The sequence below is a fragment of the Paenibacillus fonticola DSM 21315 genome (assembly GCF_000381905.1).
Taxonomy (GTDB): Bacteria; Bacillota; Bacilli; order Paenibacillales; family Paenibacillaceae; genus Fontibacillus; species Fontibacillus fonticola.
The window spans coordinates 55,521-75,833 of record NZ_KB907264.1 but is presented as its reverse complement, the minus strand read 5'-3'; the positions used below and the strand labels follow the sequence as shown (position 1 = coordinate 75,833).

The following is a 20,313-nucleotide window of genomic DNA, read 5'->3' as shown; positions in this document are numbered from 1 at the left end:
AGCAGCGGGAGCCGGGAATTGGATACGAAATATCATACAGAAATCGCGAACGAGCGGCGGGAGCAGGGGATTGTATACGAAATATCATACAGAAACCGCGCACAGCGGCGGGGGCAGGGGATTGTATACGAAAATTCATACAGAAATCGCGTACAGCGGCGGGAGCAGGGGATTGTATACGAAAATTCATACAGAAATCGCGAACGAGCAGCGGGAGCAGGGGATTGTATATGAAAATTCATACAGAAATCGCGAACAGCCGCCTGGTTCAAGTATTGTATACAAAATATCATACAATAGCAGCCCCGGAGCCCGGAAGAGTAAGACCGCAGCACCCATCCATGGCCGCTGCGGTCTTCACCCTACTTACTATGCATTCACTCACATAGGAGAGTATGGATGCATCCCTTGAAAGGCTGCATTTCCTCCTCTTTGATGACAACTATTGTACATCTGCTCCAACTGCGAATCATTCAAATTCGGATGCATTTCTTTCATGAATGGAAGCATGTCTCTGAAGGCAGAAGGACCTGCCTCTGCAGCATAGGCGGCTGTGCCGATTCCGATGGTCAGAACTACCGCACCTATGATGGCGATGGTTTTTGCTCTCATGATGTTCACCTCCCCTCAATAGCCCGGACCATGACTCAGAATGAAATCGTATTAAACAAATTACGAAACAATAGCATCCAGTTCATCTTCGCCGCTGGGCGCATCACGGATGATGGTAATATACATGCGAAGCGGCAAGCAGATAATCACTTCCCTGGACTGCGTGATATGTCCAAACGTAAAGCATATTTTCTCCGGGCAGTCGGACTCTACCACTTCGATGCCGTAATCGCGAACCCGAAGCCGATCATAGCCCCTGTCGGTCTTAATCTCTATCCACTGGGTCTCTTTGGTCAGCTTCACGGTCTGATAGATCTCGCCATCCACCTGAATTTGCGCATAGGCTTCTCCCGGCATGATCTGCTCATGCATGGGCCGCAAGAGATTATACCCGTACATGATCGCTGCGATCAGCAGGAGAGCTAGGATCAAGGCATAATCCCCTTTTTGTATTTTGAAAGGCATTCACTCACATCTCTTCTTATAGCCCTAGCACTTCAGCCGTTTCTGGGCTTCGCCACTACCTACTTCTATTTTACTATGCAAATATGTTGAATCTGTGTAGATCGTCACATCTGCAAATGGAAAAAAAAGCGACTTCTCCTGAAAGTCACCTTTTCTTTCTTTTCCCTAGTATGCATCGAAGGATACGATAGCCGAGATAGATGCCAGCCCCAGCAAGCCCATCCATAGGCACGTGGATTTGAACATACCGAGTCCACGGTCGGCTCGATAATAGGAAGCTGAGACGGTTAAACATGAGACGTTAAACACAGCAGCCCGGTACCAGCAAGGTCATGCGAGGCGGTTCCTTTCTATGCCGCACTTCCATCCAGTTAATATGGAATACTAACTTGGGATCATTTAAACTTTTTCACCCCAATCGCTCGTCATACATCAACTGGATCTGCACCCCGAACGGGTCTTCTATGATGCCGTAGGCTCTGCTGAACACATTGCTGGACAGAGGAACAATGATTCCCACCCGGTCATCTGAAGTTAGACTTCTGTAAAAGTGTTCAATTTCCTCCAGGTCCGCACTTTGAATGCACCAGGAGGTGTTGTTGCCGACGGTGTATTTTTCACGGGGGTCCATCGTGTCCTCGGCCAGCATGATCTTTGTTTTGCCGATTTTTAAGACGGAATGAGTAATGTAATGCTTATTCTCCTCCGTGAGCTGCAGCGAGCTGTCGCGTTTTGCCATGTCCTCATAGGTCACCAGCAGCAATTCCTCGGCGTTCAAATGCTTTTTGTAAAAATCGATGGCCTCTTTGGCTCTTCCGTTCATGGATAAGAAAATAGCCACTTCCAGTGTTGTATTCATGGGATCAGTCTCCTTTGATATTGTGATTTGAGATACATCTCATCTACATTTGATATTTGCCCCTGAACTCATCATAATTTATAAAGGTATCAAAATACGACACCTTTATAAGGAGATCCAGTATGAAGAAATCGGAAAGACTAAATGACATGATCCGATACTTGAACGGCCGGGAGTTTTTTAATTTACATGACCTGATGGATAAATACGATATTTCCAAAAGTACCGCCCTGCGGGACATTCATTCGTTAGAGCAATTAGGCATGCCGATCTTCTCCGAGCATGGCCGGTATGGCCGATATGGGATCTTAAAGAACAGACTGCTGTCCCCCATTATTTTTACGATGGATGAGGTGTACGCTCTATATTTTGCCATGTTGACGCTGGAGGCCTATCAATCCACTCCATTTCATCTTAGTGTGAATAAGCTGAATGAAAAATTTGAAAACTGCCTTTCTGAAAAACAGCTCGAGCAGATCCACAACATGAAAAAAGTCCTGCATTTTGAAATGGTTCAGCATGCGCATACGAGCCGATTCCTGGATCACATTCTGAAAAGCATTCTTCAGGAAAGCAGCTGTACGATTCAATATCGAAAAAATAAGCAGCAAAAAAGCTACCACGTTCAATTTTCCAAAATATCCGCTAGGTTTGGTCAATGGTATGCCACAGGAATCGAGTTAGGTACGCAGCAATATCGGGTTTTCAGATGTGACCGAATTGCCTCTGTAGAAGAGGGGGAAGCTGAAGCTCCTTTTTCTATAGACGAGCTCCTTCGTCGTTCACTAGAAATTTATCAATCTGAGCATAGTATTGGCTTTGAAGTGGAGATTTTAGAACAGGCCAAGGATCTTTTTTATAAAGAACATTATCCTTCAATGACCCTAGACAGCGGGAATAAGACGGTCATTAGGGGATTCTATAATCCGGGAGAAGAAGAGTTTATGGCTGATTATTTGATGAGATATGGCAGCTCTGTTGTATCCGTGAAGCCTGAATCCTTGAAACGAGTAGCCCAAGACAGAGCAGAGCGTCTCTTAGGCCACTATCAGAAATTATAAATCAGCGTGCAGATCACACGACGGGTCTCAGTGGTGAGGCATCCCCCCTCATTCCCCTCATTTCCCCTCCCCTGCCTTCATATAATGCTAAAAAAGACTTACCGCGGAGGTACCAAGAAATGGGCGACGTGCTCCGTGCAGTGGATGATGAAATAAAGCGACTGACTACAGCTCTGCTTCAGCGGCAGCGGGAGAACGGGTCCTGGCATTTTTGCTTTGAAAATGGGACGGCTATCGATGCCTATGTGATCATTCTCTTTCGAGTGCTGGGCATCGAGAATGAAACGCTGATTCGGCAGCTCCATGACCGGATCCTCGCTGAGCAGCAGCCCGAGGGCTGCTGGAAATGGTTCTTTGATGAAGCAGAAGGTAATCTATCCGCTTCGGTGGAAGCTTATTATGCCCTGCTTTATTCTGGTTACAGCCAAGCGACAGACGAGCCGATGCAGCGGGCCAAGCGGTATATTCTAGCCCAAGGTGGTGTTGGAAAAGTCACCAATCTCCTGACCAAAGCGGTCCTCGCCGCCACAGGGCAAAGGAAATGGCCTAGGTCGATTTCGTGCATTCCGTTGGAGATATTGCTGTTCCCGGCTTATTTTCCGATTAATTTCTTCGACTTCTCCGGGTACTCCCGGGTCCATCTTACCCCGATGCTGATTATGGCCGACAAGCATTTTTCCATAAAAGGAGCTCATACCCCTGATCTGTCTGATCTGTCCAATCTGACTGGCCGACCTATGGACGAGGACGAGCAGCTCCCTCGCGGTTATCAGGATATGCTGGACGGCATACAAGCCGGGCTAAAAGAGCTTATCGGCATTCCCCAAAAAATACATGAAGCAGCTGCGACCAAGGCTGAGCAATTTATGCTGCAGCGGATCGAAGCCGACGGTACTCTCTACAGCTATGCCAGCAGCACGATTCTCATGATTTTTGCCTTGCTAGCCCATGGGTATGATCGTCAGCATCCTCGTATCACCCGCGCCATTCAAGGGCTTACCGCTATGCAATGCCGCCGTTATAACGGAAAAACCACCATCCAAAATTCCCCTTCGACCGTATGGGATACCGCTTTGCTGGCCTACGCCCTGCAAGAAGCCGGGATTGCCGCTGATCATCCAGCGATTCGGCGCGCTGCTTCGTATCTGTTGTCCAGACAACAGCATAAAACGGCAGACTGGAGCCTCCATAATCCGGGCACCCCTCCCGGAGGCTGGGGATTCTCGGAGACCAATACGATCAATCCCGATGTGGATGATACAACGGCGGCGCTGCGGGCGATCGCGGGTTTATCCCATACCAGTCCTGCCAGCCTGGAACCGTGGAATCGCGGACTGAATTGGGTGCTATCCATGCAAAATAACGACGGCGGATGGCCGGCCTTCGAGAGAAACACGAATAATGAGCTGCTGACCTGGCTCGCCATCGACGGTGCCAAATCCGCTGCCATCGATCCTTCGGAGGCGGATCTTACAGGCCGGACCTTGGAGTATCTCGGAAACTTTGCCGGACTGGATACCCGGCACGAATTCATCAAGCGGGGAGTAAAGTGGTTGACTCAACATCAGGAGAAGGATGGCTCCTGGTATGGGAGATGGGGCGTTTGCTATATCTACGGTACGTGGGCAGCAATGACTGGCTTAGCGGCGGTCGGCCTCCCGGCAAGCGATACGGCTCTACAAAAAGGAGTCCGCTGGCTTGCAAGCATCCAAAATCTGGACGGCGGATGGGGCGAATCCTGCCACAGTGATCGGCTGCAGCGCTATTTCCCCTTAGGGAACAGCACGCCTTCCCAAACCGCATGGGCATTGGATGCGCTTATCGCTGTTCACACCCAGCCAATGCCTGTCATAAATGGGGGAGTCCGTAGACTTATCGCATTACTGCATGAAGACATAGACTGGAAGAGCACTTATCCAACAGGTGCGGGTCTCCCCGGTCATTTTTATACCCATTATCACAGCTACCGGTACATCTGGCCGCTTCTGACGCTAAGCCACTATAGAAGGAAATATGATGAAAAGCAAACCTAAAAAAGACCCCAATCCCAATGATGATCAGGACCGAGGCCGTTAAATATATTATTGATTCCGAATGAGATAGTCGAATGCACCTAATGCTGCAGTAGCACCGGATCCCATCGAAATAATGATTTGCTTGTAAGGTGCGTTCGTGCAGTCACCGGCAGCGAATACGCCAGGGATGCTCGTTGCGCCATGATTGTCGACAACGATTTCGCCCATACGAGTCCGTTCGATCGTGTCACCGAGCCAATCGGTATTCGGTACCAGACCGATTTGAACGAATACGCCTTCCAGATCAACGTGCTTCGTCTCACCGCTTTCGCGCTCGATGTAGCTGACGCCATCAACTCTGTTGGAACCAGTGATTTCTTTCACTTGCGCATTTTTGATGACAGTCGTATTTGGCAAACTATTCAGACGGTCTTGCAGTACAGAGTCTGCCTTCAATTCCGGCATAAATTCCAGAACCGTTACATGCTCGGTAAGACCTGCAAGGTCAATCGCTGCCTCAATACCGGAGTTGCCGCCGCCAACTACTGCAACGCTTTTGCCTGCGAATAGAGGTCCGTCGCAATGCGGGCAGTAGGCCACGCCTTTGTTCTTATATTCAGCTTCGCCAGGCACGCCCAGGTTACGCCAGCGGGCCCCTGTGGAAATGATGACCGTTTTACTCTTCAGGATTGCACCATTTTCCAGCTCAACTTCAATAAGATCTTTCTTCTCCAGACGCTTCGCACGCTGTGCCTTCATAATATCGATGTTATATTCTTTCGCATGCTCCTCAAGGCTTGCAGCGAGTTTAGGCCCTTCCGTGTACTTCACGCTGATGAAGTTCTCAATGCTCAAGGTATCATTGACCTGTCCGCCGAAGCGCTCGGCCACAATACCCGTGCGGATTCCTTTGCGCGCTGCATAAATCGCCGCACTCGCTCCGGCTGGTCCGCCGCCGATGACCAGAACGTCAAACGGCTCTTTATTCTCGAACTCGGAGGCATCCGAAGTAACCAGCTTTGCAAGGATATCATCGATGGTCATGCGGCCGCTCTCGAAGAATTCGCCATTCAGGTGAACGGTAGGCACGGCCAGGATGTCCTTGCTTTCCACTTCTTCCTTGAAGGCTGCACCGTCGATCATCGTATGCGTGATGCCAGGGTTCAGAATACTCATTAAGTTGAGCGCCTGCACAACGTCAGGACAGTTGTGGCAGGATAGGCTTACGTACGTCTCGAAGTTATACTCGCCTTTAATGCTCTTGATTTGGTCAATTACGCTTTGTTCAACTTTCGGAGCTCTTCCGCTGACTTGTAGTAGTGCCAGGACAAGCGAAGTGAATTCATGTCCCAATGGAACTCCGGCGAATACTACGCCAGTATCTTCTTCACCTACGCGATTTACGCTAAAACTTGGCGTTCTAGCCAATTGCGTGCGCTCTACAGTGATTCTGTCCGACATGCTGGACAGTTCATTCACTAAATCCAGCATGTCGTTAGATACAGAATCCGTACCTGCACTAACTTTCAGCAGAACATCGCCCTCCAAAAGCTGAAGATATTGCTCCAGTTGTTGTTTAATGTCTGCATCCAGTTTCATATTTTCTCTCTCCTTAGATCTTGCCTTAGATCTTTTCTTAGATCTTACCTACGAGGTCAAGGCTTGGCTTCAATGTTTCTCCGCCTTCTTTCCATTTAGCCGGGCATACTTCGCCTGGATGGTTGCGAACGTATTGAGCTGCCTTGATTTTGTCGATAAGTGTGCTTGCATCACGGCCGATGCCGTCTGCAGTAATTTCAACCGCTTGAACTACGCCGTCTGGATCGATGATGAATGTAGCACGGTTTGCCATGCCAGTTGCTTCATCCAGCACGTCAAAGTTGCGGGAGATAGTATGGGAAGGGTCACCAATCATAATGTAAGTAACCTTACCGATGGCTTCGGAGCTGTCATGCCATGCTTTGTGCACGAAGTGGGAATCCGTGGATACGGAGTACACTTCTACGCCAAGGTCTTTCAGAGTAGCATACTGATCTTGCAAGTCTTCAAGCTCAGTAGGGCACACGAATGTGAAGTCTGCTGGATAGAAGCAAACTACGCTCCATTTTCCCTTCAAGTTCTCATCACTTACCTCGATAAATTCACCGTTGTGATAAGCCATTGCGTTAAACGGCAGTACCTCTGTTCCAATCAATGCCATAATTAACTCTACCTCCTAAGTATTGTAATTCGCAATTAGTATAGCTGCATAAGACTAGTTTATCACACCGCCTCACTCAACTAAAACTAATTCTTATTTATAATCATTATTATATGCTATTGATTCTCATTGTCAAACATATTCACGAAGTCTTCATAATTTTATTATGCCCTGAAATGGGAGTAATCAGCCCGCTTTCTTTTTACTAATATGTCTTTAAGGCTCAGGGTAGTCCTTGAATACCTAGGTACACAATGACGACAACTCGGGGTTATTAGCAACCTCTCCATCGTCCTTCAAAAAAAGATCTGACTAGCTGTTCCATGATCGTCCACTCCTTTTCCCTCGTTGGTGTACTCGTAGTACCAGTACCCTCTGGGCGCAAGGGTTAAACTCATTGGAACAGGTCAGAGACTAGATGCCGGTAGTCTTAGATTAGGCGTCCGAATTGGTATCGTTTTGACGGGCTGCCCCAAGTACCGATTCGGGTAATTCCATCGTATCCGTCGTTGTCTCCTCGATCAGCCCGTTATCCATCGTCACATTGCCGCCTCCCAGACCTTCATTGACCATGCGGTCGATATCCAGGAAACGATTCTCTCTGCCATCCTTCTGATTCCCGCCTGCCATTCTGCATTCGCCCCTTCCGATTGTGTATATTGCAGTATAAACGGCATTAGTCTTCCCAGATCGGATGGAGATAATTCGCAACTTGTCATTAATAAGAAAGAAAAAAGCCCCTTTAGCAAACCATGGACAATTCAATTCAAGTCATCCATGCTAATTCCTCATGCACGAGATATAACACATGAAGTATAATAGTTCAAAATGAATAAGGAGAGGAATTAATGACAGTCCAACGACAAGCCGCCATGGAATCCATGATCAACTGGCTGGCGGATGAGCGCGAACTCGGCCGCACTCCAAGCAAAATTGAAATTGCCGGAGAATTTGATTTGCACGATATGCACTATTACATACTCAAGTATAAGAAGAACATAATGGGAAAATGGCTTCTCGCCGTTTGCGGCGGCTATGAAAGTCCGACAGATACCGAGCATTGCGGCCATATTTTCAGTGAAATGCAGCCCTATGATCCAGCAACGGCCGAGCAGGATGCGATCGCAATGGTTGAAATGATCCGCCAGTTCTGGATGGAGCAGGCGGTTGCCATAGAAGCTGAGCAAGCGGAAGGCGATTCATCTGCGCCACAGAACGATGCCTCCGGCATCTTCAACGGATTCGTGTTGCTGAACTCCTCCGAGTGCGATCTAGAACAAATTAAGACTCATTTGCTTAACGATTGGAATATTGCCTATAGACCGGACGAGGAAGAAGACACGAATTCCGATGCGGAAAATGAAGGCGTCCTTGTGTTTGATGCAGAAGGCTTCACCCTTGCCATCAGCTTCGTGGATGCCCCGATACCCGACGGCGAAGCTGAGCATTTCGTCCAAGGGAACTACCTCTGGCCCGGAGGCCTCGATGTCGTTAAGACCCACACTGCGCAAATTATTCTTGCTGTCTTCACCCGTTCCGGCTCTCCGCTGAACAGTGGCCGGATGTACACCAAGCTGGCGGCCAGTTGTCTGAAGCTGCCGAATGCTGTAGGCCTATATTCTTCCGGCACCGTATTCCAGCCGGAAATGTTCCTGAATATGGCAGAGATTATGAAGTCCTCCGAGGAGGAAGACTTCTTCCCGTTATTTAATCTGGTCCACTTCGGACTGGTGCAAACCGAAACCGGGTTGAGCGGATATACTTGTGGACTTAAACCCTTCGGCAAAGACGAAATCGAAGTGCTGGACAGTCAGGCTGCCCCAGCTGACCTTCGCGAATTCCTGATCGATATTTCAAGTTATGTTGTGGAACAGAACGTCACCCTGAAGCATGGGGAAACCATCGGCTTTAATGCGGAACAAAAGCTGCCGATTACGCGGTCGGAAGGCGTGTATGTGGAAGGGGAGAGTTTGAAGATCGGGTTTTGATACATAGGATGAAAAGAAAAAAGGACCGGAGACTGTTATTATTGGTTTCCGGTCCTTTCATATTAGAAGATATCGGATCAGATATCTCCTGCCCCCTACCCTATTTCAAATTTATATAAAATAAGTACGAATCAATCTTTAATTTCGAGTAAGACAGCGCCCCCTAACGATGATATTATTTGGGCGTGAAAGGAGGATTACCGCAAAAGCATGTAAGCGCTTAACCTATTTAACCAAATTAATTGAGGGGGAGTGCAATGAATGCGTAAGATGATCAAGCAAGCCATCTCGATTTCCATTGCCGCGGCTTTGCTGATTCAGACAGGCTGGTTTGTCCAGGGTGGCGGGACAACTGCAACGGCGGCAGAAGACACAGTAATTGTTTACCACGAAACTTTCAAAAACGGCAAAGGCGACGCTGTTCAATCAGGAGGCGCTACATTTCAGCCTGTCACCAGCAAGGTATTTGACGGCAATGAGGATGGGGCAGCTTTATACGTCACTGAAAGAACTCAAGGGCATGATGCCGCTGATTTCAAATACTCAAATATCGGTCTGGAAAACGGAAAAACTTACACAGTGACCACTGCTGTTTATGTGGATCCTGATGTGATCGTACCGAGCGGAGCGCAAGTTTATCTTCAGACGGCAGATATAAAATATGGCTTTTTGGCGGGCGCTGATTTTATTGCCGGAAAGTCCATCACTTTGACGAAAGAATTTACCGTGGATACGAACACGGATAACCGTATACGTATTCAATCCAATGACGATGGGGCCACGGTTCCATTCTATATCGGATACGTGCGCATTACCGAGAAAGTAGCTTCCGGCGGTGAAGAAGAAACACCTAGAGATCCGGCTTTGCCTTTTAGCACCGTCACCTTCGAAGATCAAACGGCAGGCGGCTTTGTTGCCAGGGGTGGCGTTGAAGCGCTGACCGTTACCGATGAAGCAAACCATACTGAAGATGGCTCGTATGCTTTAAAGGTTGAAGGCAGAGAAAAAGATTGGCACGGGCCGTCGCTCCGCGTCGAGCAATATGTGGACAAAGGCAGCGAATATAAAGTTACCGCCTGGGTCAAGCTGATCAGTCCGGCAAGCTCACAGATTCAATTGTCTTCCCAAATTGGCGAAGGAAGCAGCGCAAATTATCCTGAACTGGCCAGAAAAACAGTCAGTGTCGGCGATGGCTGGGTGAAGTTAGAGGGAACCTACCGCTATAACAGCGTGGGGGGCGAGTATTTAACGATCTATTTGCAAAGCCCTAGTGTGGACACCTCCTTCTATATCGACGACATCAGCTTTGAGAAATTAGCATCGGGGCCGATCGACATCCAGAAGGATCTGCTTCCGGTCAAAGATGCCTATCAACCTCACTTCCTTATCGGCAGCGCTATATCTGCGGAGGATCTCGACGGTGTTCGGCTGGAGCTGCTGAAGATGCATCACAACACCGCCACAGCAGGCAACGCCATGAAGCCGGATGCGCTGCAGCCGAGCAAAGGGAACTTTACCTTTGATGCCGCCGATGCCATGGTGGATAAAGTTCTAGCCGAGGGAATGCAGATGCACGGACACGTGCTGGCCTGGCATCAGCAGTCACCGGCCTGGATGAATACGACGACGGATGCTTCAGGGAATACGGCTCCCATGGGCCGGGATGAAGCGCTCGCGAATTTAAAAGCCCACATCAAAACGGTCGTTGAGCATTTCGGCGACAGAGTTATTTCCTGGGACGTCGTCAACGAAGCGATGAACGATAATCCGCCTAATCCGTCCGATTGGAAAGAGGCGCTGCGCAAGGCTCCATGGTACCAGGCCATCGGTCCGGACTATATCGAGCAGGCGTTCCTCGCAGCCCGGGAAGTGCTGGACGAGAAAGGCTGGGACATCAAGCTGTACTACAATGATTACAACGATGATAACCAGAATAAAGCCGAGGCTATCTACAGCATGGTTAAAGAGATCAATGAGAAGTATGCACAAATGCACCCAGGCAAGCTGCTGATCGACGGCGTCGGCATGCAGGGGCATTATTCGGTGAACACGAATCCCGCCAATGTGGAGTTGTCCTTGAAAAAGTTCATTTCCTTAGGTGTGGAAGTGAGCATCACCGAGCTGGACATCCAGGCCGGCAGCGACTACCAGCTCTCCGACAAGCTGGCTAATGCCCAAGGCTATTTATATGCAGAGCTGTTCAAGATCTATAAGGAGCACGCCGATCATATCGCCCGCGTCACATTCTGGGGCTTGGATGACGCCACAAGCTGGAGAGCCTCAAGCAATCCATTGCTATTTGATAAAAATCTACAGGCCAAGCCGGCTTATTACGGGGTCATTAACCCGGATAAATTCATCGAGGAGCATCAGCCCGAGACGGGCAATGCCAACCAATCCACCGCTAAATTTGCCACTCCGGTCATTGACGGAACGGTCGACGCGGTCTGGAACGATACAGCAGGCATGCCGATTAACCGGTATCAGATGGCCTGGCAGGGAGCAAGCGGAGTTGCCAAAGCGCTGTGGGACGATAAGAACCTGTACGTATTGATCCAGGTAAGCGATTCCCAGCTCGACAAGTCCAGCGCCAACGTATGGGAGCAGGATTCCGCCGAAGTCTTCCTGGACGAGAACAATGCCAAAACCTCGTTCTATCAAGATGACGATGGGCAGTACAGAGTCAACTTTGCTAACGAGGCTTCTTTTAATCCACCAAGCCTTGCCGCAGGCTTCGAATCGGCTGCCCAGGTTTCCGGTTCGAACTACACGGTGGAAATGAAGATTCCGTTCAAGTCGATTACACCGGCCAACAATTTGAAAATAGGCTTCGACGCCCAAATCAATGACGGCAAGGACGGCGCCCGCCAAAGTGTGGCTACATGGAACGATACGACCGGCAACGGCTACCAGGACACTTCCGTGTACGGCGTGTTGACGCTCATCGGCAAGCCAGGTACTCCAGGTACTCCAGACACGCCGGGTACCCCGGGCGGAAGCTATAGTGGAAGCAGCAAAAATGGAAGCAACAGCAATAAGGCCAGCGGCTCTGCCTCGCAGACCGGAACCGTGGAGAGCAAAGACGGTGTAGTGACAATTACGCCGGAAATAAAAGTCGAAAAGGGACGCGCAACCGCCACGATCAGCAGCAACAGCCTAAGCAAAGCGCTTGAGCAAGCCATCCAGGGAGCCAACGGCAAGAAGCAGATCGGCATTGACGTGTCGCATCAGACGGATGCGGCTTCCTATGAAGTGCAGCTTCCGGCGCAAAGCCTGAATGGGCAAGATGCCTTCGAGCTATTGTTGAAGACCAATCAAGCAACACTGCAAATTCCCGGCGGTATGCTGTCCAATGCAGCCGTAGACGCTGACCAAATATCCATCCGCATAGGCGCAGCCCCTACCGAGGGATGGAGCGCAGCCGCCCGCGAGCAGATCGGCAGCCGTCCGGCTATCGACCTGAGCATCACAGCAGGCGATGATGTCATCGCCTGGAATAACCCTGATGCGCCTGTAACGGTAGCCATCCCTTACACGCCGTCAGCGGAAGAGCTGAGCCATCAGGATCAGATCGTTGTTCTGTACATCGACGGCAACGGTAACGCGACAGCAATTCCGAACGGAAGATATGATGCAGCAGTGGGAACGGTTGTTTTCCAAACTGACCATTTCGGCTCCTACGCTATAGCCTTCTCATCGAAGAGCTTTGGAGATTTGCACAATGTCCCTTGGGCCAAACAAGCCATTGATACGCTGGCAGCTCGCGATATCATTAAAGGAACGAACGATAACAGCTTCTCTCCTGAAGCTTCGATTAATAGGGCCGAATTCATCACGCTTCTTATTAGAACTCTGGAACTAAAAGGTAGCGGCAGCAATGAGAACACCTTCAGTGATGTTCCATTCACTGCTTACTACAGTCATGAATTGGCCATTGCCAGGGAGCTCGGCATCGCTGCCGGGTTTGCGGACAATTCGTTCAGACCCGACACTCCAATCTCCCGCCAGGATATGATGGCGATAGCGGCACGCGCACTTGCGGCCGCCGGCAAGCAAGTCGAAGGTAACCGAACCGAAGGAAGCGGAGCCTTGGATGCTTATGCGGATGCAGACAGCGTTGCCAATTATGCCAAAGACAGCATCGCAGCTCTGGTGAAGAGCGGCATCGTGGTTGGCAGGAGCGACAAGCTGGCGCCGCATGATCCGCTCAACCGTGCTGAAGCAGCGGCCATCCTGTACCGCATTTGGAAGCTGTAACGCACGGCATTAATGAACAAGCTGACGCCGATATGAATCGGCGTCAGTTCTTTATTTTTTTATAGTGGACCCTAGATCTCTGCCAATCCTGCTCCACAACTATTTCATTCGATAACATTCATCACCATGTGGGCTCCATGCGAGAGGGCTTATCTTTTCACCGCATGAATATAATGGATCGTCTCAAACGCGGACAAATCATCGTTCCGCTGACGAAAAAAGCGCTCATTTATGCCCGCTGGCGTGAGATGCTCGTAAATTAACAGCCCCGATTGATCCAGCATGCTCTCCATCTCCTCATACGTGAAGCAGGATTTCATCGGTTCTCCGCTTGCCGCAGCCATGTTAACCATATTCTCGACTCTATTAAATAGGCCTTTCTCCGTAAAAAGCTGTTCATCAGCGTAATCCATAACGATCGAGCTTCCTGGCGGCAGCAAGGAGAACAACCGATCGATCAGACCCGAAATCTCCTCTTTTGTTAAGTAGTAAGACACACCGAGCAGGCTGCAGCACGTTTTATGATGACATACAAAACCCTTATCCACCAGATTTGAATAAGAGAAGCCACCGGTAAAGTCCATAGGCACAAAATGAAGGCCGTTTGGAGCTTCAAAGTTGGCCCTAGCCAATCTTTCCTTCTTAATTTCCTGTGTGGCAGGGTGATCCACTTCAAATATTTGCAGCAGCTGCTTTTATATGAAGAAGGAAAGGGCAACATACTAGAAGAAAGATATAACGAAGCCAAACCACAGGAGGAGATCATGGGAAGAATCGTTCATTTCGAAATTCATGTAGACGACATGGAGCGCGCTAAGAAATTTTATGGTGAGGTATTTGGATGGACCTTCGAAGATTGGAGCGAATACGCGGGTATGCCGTATTTCGGGGCTACAACGGGCGATGCAAATGAACTTGGCATTGACGGGGCCTTGATGCAGCGCAAAGGCGCTGCTCCAGTACCAGGCCAAGCTATGAACGGTTATGCATGTACAATAGGAATCGGAGACTACGATTCTACCGAAGCAAAAATTCTTCAGCTTGGAGGCAAGGTTACCGTGCCGAAGCATGCCCTGCCTGGTATGGCGTGGCAAGGGTATTACGAGGACACCGAAGGCAATATTTTCGCTATTCATCAGCCGGATAAGAACGCGAAATAAGCAGAACCTTTTCCCGGCCGCGTGTCGGAGAACAGCAAAAATCCATAACCGAATGGGGTTATGGATTTAACAATGAAACGAGGGGAGCGAATCCCCTCGATCACTCCAATTGTCTTCTTCAGCTAGCCGCAATCGTGAGACTAGATAACATGCTCTATTACGGACAAAATCCCGTTTATGTCATGTCGGCTATATAATACTTGGCATGCTTCTCCAAAGTATCGTTGGACTCATCGGTAATAATCGTACATTCTTGAATATCGAACGCCTTGCAGAAAGTCGTTTTATTCGCCTTGGAGCTATCCATTAAAACATATACATCCACCGTGTTGTTCTTCACGATTTCCTTCTTCTTGGCTTCTTTTGGATCAGCCGTATTAATTCCACTTTTGAGACCGTAACCGCTAGCGCCTAGAAATGCCTTATCAAAAAACATGCTTTCCAACTGGGTTTCTGTTAATGGGCCGGAGATGGACGCTAAAGACTTCGTTACTTCTCCGCCTAAGACGATGCAGCTGAATTTGGCATCATAGATTTCAGGGATGACCTTCGTATTGGAAGTAACCACTTTAATGTTTTTTTCCTTCAAATATTTAACCATTTCGAACACGGTCGTTCCGGAATCGATGTAGATGACATCTCCTTCATTCACAAGGGACGCGGCAAATTTAGCGATTTGATCCTTCTTCTCAATGTTTAATAATTCTTTTGTCCGGATTGGGGTCTCATAAGAATCTTCCTTGATCCGAACGGCGCCGCCTCGCAAAAGCTCGATTTGCCCTTCTTCGGCAAGGGTTTTCAGATCCCGGCGAATTGTAGACAACGAAGCGCTATTAATTGTTTCAGCCAATTCCCCGACATAAACAATTTCTTTCTTTTCTACCTCTTCAAGAATCTGCTTTCTGCGAACATATGGAATCATGTTTGGTCACCTCAACCCTTAAACACTACAGCCTTCTGCAACAAAAGAAAGACTATTTTAATTATATCATATGCCCCGTTTTATGAGATACGGGGCATTTCTATCTCTTTTAATGCCGGCATGGCGGGCTGTCCTCCTATTCGGGTTACCGTTATAGCCGCTGCTTTTGTCGCATATTCCGCTGCAGCGGTAATTTCCTGGTTCATTAAGAGCTGGCAGGCCAATGCGCCGATAAAGGAGTCCCCAGCACCGGTCGTTTCAATCGCTTCGACTGGCCTTGCTGGAATATGAATAGGAGAGGCCCCGTTAAACAGCACGCTTCCCTTGCTGCCTAATGTAATAATCAGCAGCTCTCCGGTTTTTTTATAGAGCTCTGGTCCATATTGGATTGCCGATTGCAGATCATTAATGTCTTTCCCGCAGTAGAAGGCAGCCTCCGGTTCATTGACAACCAAGCAGTTTACCTTCGCTAATGCTTCTGCTGAAATAGCTGCTGCAGGGGCCGCATTCAAGATGACAAAACAGCCCAGACCGCTCGCTTTATGAATGCAATACTCCACCACTTGGGCGGGAATTTCCAGCTGCAAAATGACGATCGAGCTCCGCTTCAGAAGAGACTCGATTTCGTCGATTCTCTCCGTCGTCATCGTATAATTGGCGCCTTTAGAGATGGTTGCCATGAGCGCCCCATCCTCTAACGCGTTCACAACCCCTACGCCTGTCGTTTCGTTCACTCGTGCAACATGGTCGATATTTACGCCATAAAGCTTCAAATCCTGAAGCAATTGATCTCCCAGAACATCTTTGCCTACCGAGCCGACCAAATAGGTAGAGACGCCAAGCTTCGCGCATTGTACCGCTTGATTTGCCCCTTTGCCTCCGCCTGTAATAGACATATGATCAGCCGAGTAAGTTTCGCCGATCACTGCCAATCGCTGCTGTTTAAAAATAATGTCAAAGTTTAAGCTGCCAATTACAGTAATGATCTTCTCTTTCACCCAACCTCACTCCAATCCTGCTGCATCGTTCGTTGCTGCTACTCTGTTCCCTGCTTACTTCTCTTACTTCTCTTACTTTCCTCTTTCTTATTCTCTTATCTTTTCCCTAATAACCTTCTGCCAAAACTGCCAATTTTGCTCTGAACGATTTCAAAATAAGCCGCTATAGCAATAATAGATCCGGTAGCTATATATTGCCAGAATGAATCCACGCCAACAACGACCAGACCGGTCTTTAGTGCAGATAGGATTAGAGCGCCAAGCAGCGTACCAATAATGCTGCCCTTCCCTCCTGCCAAACTAGTTCCGCCTATAGCAGCCGCCGCAATGGCATACAGCTCATAGCTCTGTCCTGCCGCCGGTTCGCCTGTACCCAGCCGGGCCAGCATGACCATCCCTGCAAGCGCGGCTCCAACGCCACACAACGCATAGGTAACAACTTTGGTGAAATCTACGTTAATGCCGGATAAACGGGTTGCCTCTTCGTTGCCTCCAATGGAAAATATAAAAGTACCCGTTCTTGTCTTCTTGAGAATGACGTGGCTAATGATGGCGAAGGCCAACAAAATCGGAATGGAGATAGGAAAATTGCCGACCAGATCGCCATCCATCACATTCCGGTAGTTTTGCGGAATATTCAATACAGGCCAACCATTAGTAATGATATAAGCAACGCCCCGGAAGACGCTCATCGTAGCCAAGGTTGCAATAAACGGCTGCAGCTTAAACCTGGTAACGAGCAGCCCGTTAAATGCCCCAATCATTGCCCCAAGCAAAATGCCTAAAATGATGGCTAAGAAAGGATTCATCCCGCCTTTGGTCAAAAACCATCCTACACTGACAATGACTATCGCCATAATCGATCCAATGGACAAGTCGATACCGCCTGTAATAATGACAAAAGTAATGCCGATGGCCAGAAGACCGTTAATTGTGCTCTGATCCACGATGTCCAGCAGATTAGCAGGGCTCAGATAAATCGGGTCGATCATTGCGAAAATCGCAACCATCAGGAATAAAGTGACGAGTAGACCTAGCTCCCTACCCATATTTTTAATCGTACGGTTTATTAAATTCATGGCTACTTCACCGAACCTCCCATGGCATAATGTAATATGGTCTCTTCATCAAGTTCATGCCTGTGAAGCTCTTTCATCATTTTCCCTTCATGCATGACTATTACTCTGTCGCTCATTCCAATGACTTCGGGCAGCTCGGAGGACACCATAATTATCGATTTGCCCGCTTCCAAAAGCTCTTCCATCAGCCGATATATTTCAGCCTTGGCACCGACGTCAACCCCTTTAGTAGGCTCATCAAAAATCAAAATATCAGTATTCGTGGTGAGCCATTTCCCCAATACAACTTTCTGCTGGTTACCTCCGCTAAGATTGTAGGTCATATACTCCGGATCCTTTGGATTAAGCTGAAGATTGTCCGCAAGCTGCTTGCAGTTGTCGATTTTTTGTTTCTGATTAATGAAGCCTAGGCGTGAAAATTTCTTTAAGGCGGCAAGCCCCATATTGTCCGCATTCGTCATATTACGGATAAAGCCCTGCGTTTTTCGATTCTCTGGAATAAGTCCAATGCCCTGCATCAACCCCTGCTTTGGAGAGTTAATCCTCCCCTTCTTGCCCTTTATAAATATTTCTCCCGACGTCTTCCGGTCTGCCCCGAAAAGAGCGCGCACCACGTCCGTGCGTTTAGAACCAACCAGGCCTGAAAAACCTAAAATTTCACCCTTATTCAAATGAAAGCTTATATTTTCAAATACGCCGCTCCTGGAAAGACTCTTCACTTCCAGTACAATTTCATCAGTTTTTAACCCCGGCTTCTTGCGTTCGGCGAATGCCGCCACATCCCGGCCCACCATGCTTTGAATAAGCTTTTGGCGCGTCATTTCTCCCGTAAGATATGTTCCGACAAATTTCCCGTCCCGCAGTACCGTAATGCGGTCACAAATCTCAAACAGCTCGTCAAGCCGATGCGATATAAAAATGACCGTAATGCCATTGGCCTTCAGTTCCCGAATAATTTCAAAAAGTGCACGAGTCTCGTTTTCAGTCAGGGCAGCGGTTGGTTCATCAAAGGAGATGATGCGCGCTTCATGAAAAAGAGCCTTGGCGATCGAAAGCATCTGCATTTCGCCCGTGCTCAAAGTACTGACCAAGTCTGAACTTTTGAACTTACAGCGCAACCGTTGAAGAATGCTGTCCACTTTGGCATTCATCGTTTTAAAATCGATAAACATTCCTTTCCGCGGTTCATGCCCAAGAGCCACATTTTGACCCACCGTCAAATCTGAAATCAAGCTCACCTCTTGATGAACCTTGGAAATGCCGGACTTGATTGCATCATTTGCGTTCTTAAACGCAGCCTTGTTTCCTTCAATCCAAACTTCACCTTCGTATTCGTTGTAGATGCCATGCAGAATGTTAAGCAAGGTGGACTTGCCCGCCCCATTCTCCCCAATTAACGCATGTATTTCACCCTCGAGCACATCAAAGCTAACGCTGTCGAGTGCTTTTACTCCGGGAAATGTCTTCGATATTGTCTTGAAACTAATGATTGGTTTTGACATCGTTCTCCACCTTCTTTATGTAAACAGCCGGAAGATACCAGGCAGCGTCTGTCCGGCTGTTTATTTCGGTCAGATTAATTCATTATTCAAACACCGCGTTCTCCCAGCCAATGATCTCCTCCGCCGGCGTATTCACGTTCGTGCTGTCGATCAAGGCCTGAGGCGTCCAAATGACTCTTGGCATTTCCTGTCCTCCAAGGATGCGAAGGGCGACTTCTACGGAAATTTGTCCTTTGTATTTAGGAAAAGAGTCGATGGTCGCAGATAGTTCGCCTTTTTTAATAGACTCGTATGCTTCGCCGATCCCGTCAACGCCAACGACAAGGATATCCTTCCCGGAGGCTTTAACCGCTTCCACAATACCGAGCGCCATCGTATCGTTATTGGCAAAAATCGCTTTCAGATCAGGATGTTTTTTGATCCAGGTTTCGGCCAAATCTCTTGCTTTGGAACGATCCCAGTCGGCATTTTGCTTCTCGACGATTTTAACGTCGGGTGCATTCTCCGTAATCCAGTTCTCGAAGCCTGCTGTTCGCTGGCGGGCAGCGAACGCTTTCGGCATTCCGATGACGATCGCGATATCGCCTTCATAATTTAGTTGTTCAGCGATCCATTCCGCAGCTAATTCTCCATTTTGAATCGCTTTAGGGCCTACGAAATAAGGAGCGGTCGCAATCAAACCGTCGTTTACATTAATCACCGGAATATCGTGTTTTTTCGCGTCTTCTACACCCGGCGTCAGGTTGCCGTCAGAAATTGGTGAGAGCAATAATGCGGAATATCTCTTATTAATCATATCTTTAACGATAGACAGCTGACCTTGTTCGTCTCCTTCACCTTGCGCTGCCTTCACATCGATGCTAACATCGATGCCAGCACCTCTCATCGTCTCTGCACCCAGCTCCATTCCTTCTTTTAGCGTTCTCCAATATTCATTTTCAAAAGCTTTGGAAACCCCGCCCAGTATAATCGGTTTCTCTGGTTTCGGTACCGCTCCATACTGTTCTCTCAATTGCTTAAACTCTACGCCATCCGCCTCATCCGGATTAAACTCCACCGCTGGCGCCGGTTCCGGAGAGGAAACCGTCTCCCCGCCTGATCCTTCCTTCGTGCCACAAGCGGCAGCAAACACGGTGATGCACAACATTAATATAAGCGTTTTCAAAATAGCTGTTCTTTTCATTCTCGTCCCCCC

At 48.6% G+C, this 20,313-nt stretch carries 17 protein-coding genes and 1 pseudogene; 6 read left to right on the top strand and 12 right to left on the bottom strand.

What is annotated here, in order from left to right:
* The coding region (locus tag G358_RS0119330; RefSeq protein ID WP_026342369.1) for a hypothetical protein at positions 1–234 on the top strand (234 nt) is incomplete at its 5' end.
* A gap of 147 nt (positions 235–381) precedes the next feature.
* Here G358_RS0119330 and G358_RS0119320 read toward each other — a convergent pair.
* The 3 genes from G358_RS0119320 to G358_RS0119310 form a co-directional block, all read right to left on the bottom strand.
* The gene (locus G358_RS0119320; protein ID WP_019638901.1) at positions 382–612 is read right to left on the bottom strand and encodes a coiled-coil domain-containing protein 124; all 231 of its coding nucleotides are present in this window, start codon (positions 610–612) and stop codon (positions 382–384) included.
* A 60-nt stretch (positions 613–672) separates the two neighbouring features.
* Positions 673–1,077, bottom strand: a complete 405-nt coding sequence (locus tag G358_RS0119315; RefSeq protein ID WP_019638900.1) for a NusG domain II-containing protein — start codon at positions 1,075–1,077, stop codon at positions 673–675.
* A 409-nt stretch (positions 1,078–1,486) separates the two neighbouring features.
* Positions 1,487–1,936 carry a VOC family protein gene (locus G358_RS0119310; RefSeq protein ID WP_019638899.1) on the bottom strand — a complete coding sequence of 150 codons (450 nt, stop codon included), beginning with the start codon at positions 1,934–1,936 and terminating at the stop codon, positions 1,487–1,489.
* A 122-nt stretch (positions 1,937–2,058) separates the two neighbouring features.
* Between G358_RS0119310 and G358_RS0119305 the strand changes: the two genes are divergently transcribed.
* Both G358_RS0119305 and shc read left to right on the top strand, forming a co-directional pair.
* Entirely contained in the window at positions 2,059–2,997 is a 939-nt protein-coding gene (locus G358_RS0119305; protein ID WP_019638898.1) for a helix-turn-helix transcriptional regulator, read from the top strand.
* A gap of 119 nt (positions 2,998–3,116) precedes the next feature.
* Positions 3,117–5,030: a squalene--hopene cyclase gene (gene shc, locus G358_RS0119300; protein ID WP_019638897.1), complete on the top strand. Its 1,914-nt coding sequence runs from the start codon at positions 3,117–3,119 to the stop codon at positions 5,028–5,030.
* Positions 5,031–5,078: 48 nt separating this feature from the next.
* Here shc and ahpF read toward each other — a convergent pair whose 3' ends face one another.
* The 3 genes from ahpF to G358_RS30500 form a co-directional block, all read right to left on the bottom strand.
* A complete protein-coding gene (gene ahpF, locus G358_RS0119295) occupies positions 5,079–6,611 on the bottom strand; it encodes an alkyl hydroperoxide reductase subunit F (protein ID WP_019638896.1) in 1,533 nt (510 codons plus the stop codon).
* Positions 6,612–6,648: 37 nt separating this feature from the next.
* On the bottom strand, positions 6,649–7,212 hold the full coding sequence (gene ahpC, locus G358_RS0119290) for an alkyl hydroperoxide reductase subunit C (RefSeq protein WP_019638895.1): 564 nt from the start codon (positions 7,210–7,212) through the stop codon (positions 6,649–6,651).
* A gap of 435 nt (positions 7,213–7,647) precedes the next feature.
* Positions 7,648–7,842 (bottom strand): hypothetical protein, encoded by a 195-nt coding sequence (locus G358_RS30500; RefSeq protein WP_019638894.1) that lies wholly within the window; start codon positions 7,840–7,842, stop codon positions 7,648–7,650.
* A gap of 218 nt (positions 7,843–8,060) precedes the next feature.
* Between G358_RS30500 and G358_RS0119280 the strand changes: the two genes are divergently transcribed.
* Positions 8,061–9,200 carry a DUF4261 domain-containing protein gene (locus tag G358_RS0119280; protein WP_019638893.1) on the top strand — a complete coding sequence of 380 codons (1,140 nt, stop codon included), beginning with the start codon at positions 8,061–8,063 and terminating at the stop codon, positions 9,198–9,200.
* 261 nt (positions 9,201–9,461) lie between these two features.
* The gene (locus G358_RS0119275) at positions 9,462–13,457 is read left to right on the top strand and encodes a glycoside hydrolase family 10 protein (protein ID WP_019638892.1); all 3,996 of its coding nucleotides are present in this window, start codon (positions 9,462–9,464) and stop codon (positions 13,455–13,457) included.
* 149 nt (positions 13,458–13,606) lie between these two features.
* On the opposite strand, the pseudogene G358_RS30495 reads toward G358_RS0119275, so the two are convergent.
* Positions 13,607–14,143, bottom strand: a pseudogene (locus G358_RS30495) (class I SAM-dependent methyltransferase); the annotation flags it as partial.
* Positions 14,144–14,221: 78 nt separating this feature from the next.
* On the opposite strand from G358_RS30495, the gene G358_RS0119265 reads away from it, so the two are divergent.
* Positions 14,222–14,617, top strand: coding sequence for a VOC family protein (locus tag G358_RS0119265; protein WP_026342367.1), 396 nt, complete (start codon positions 14,222–14,224; stop codon positions 14,615–14,617).
* A gap of 175 nt (positions 14,618–14,792) precedes the next feature.
* Here G358_RS0119265 and G358_RS0119260 read toward each other — a convergent pair whose 3' ends face one another.
* From G358_RS0119260 to G358_RS0119240, 5 genes are all read right to left on the bottom strand, one after another.
* Complete coding sequence (locus tag G358_RS0119260; RefSeq protein ID WP_019638889.1) at positions 14,793–15,539, bottom strand: DeoR/GlpR family DNA-binding transcription regulator; 747 nt, start codon at positions 15,537–15,539, stop codon at positions 14,793–14,795.
* Positions 15,540–15,619: 80 nt separating this feature from the next.
* The gene (locus tag G358_RS0119255) at positions 15,620–16,537 is read right to left on the bottom strand and encodes a ribokinase (RefSeq protein ID WP_019638888.1); all 918 of its coding nucleotides are present in this window, start codon (positions 16,535–16,537) and stop codon (positions 15,620–15,622) included.
* 95 nt (positions 16,538–16,632) lie between these two features.
* Entirely contained in the window at positions 16,633–17,616 is a 984-nt protein-coding gene (locus tag G358_RS0119250) for an ABC transporter permease (protein ID WP_019638887.1), read from the bottom strand.
* A 2-nt stretch (positions 17,617–17,618) separates the two neighbouring features.
* The gene (locus tag G358_RS0119245; RefSeq protein WP_019638886.1) at positions 17,619–19,118 is read right to left on the bottom strand and encodes a sugar ABC transporter ATP-binding protein; all 1,500 of its coding nucleotides are present in this window, start codon (positions 19,116–19,118) and stop codon (positions 17,619–17,621) included.
* Positions 19,119–19,200: 82 nt separating this feature from the next.
* Positions 19,201–20,301 carry a sugar ABC transporter substrate-binding protein gene (locus tag G358_RS0119240; protein ID WP_019638885.1) on the bottom strand — a complete coding sequence of 367 codons (1,101 nt, stop codon included), beginning with the start codon at positions 20,299–20,301 and terminating at the stop codon, positions 19,201–19,203.
* Positions 20,302–20,313: the final 12 nt, after the last annotated feature.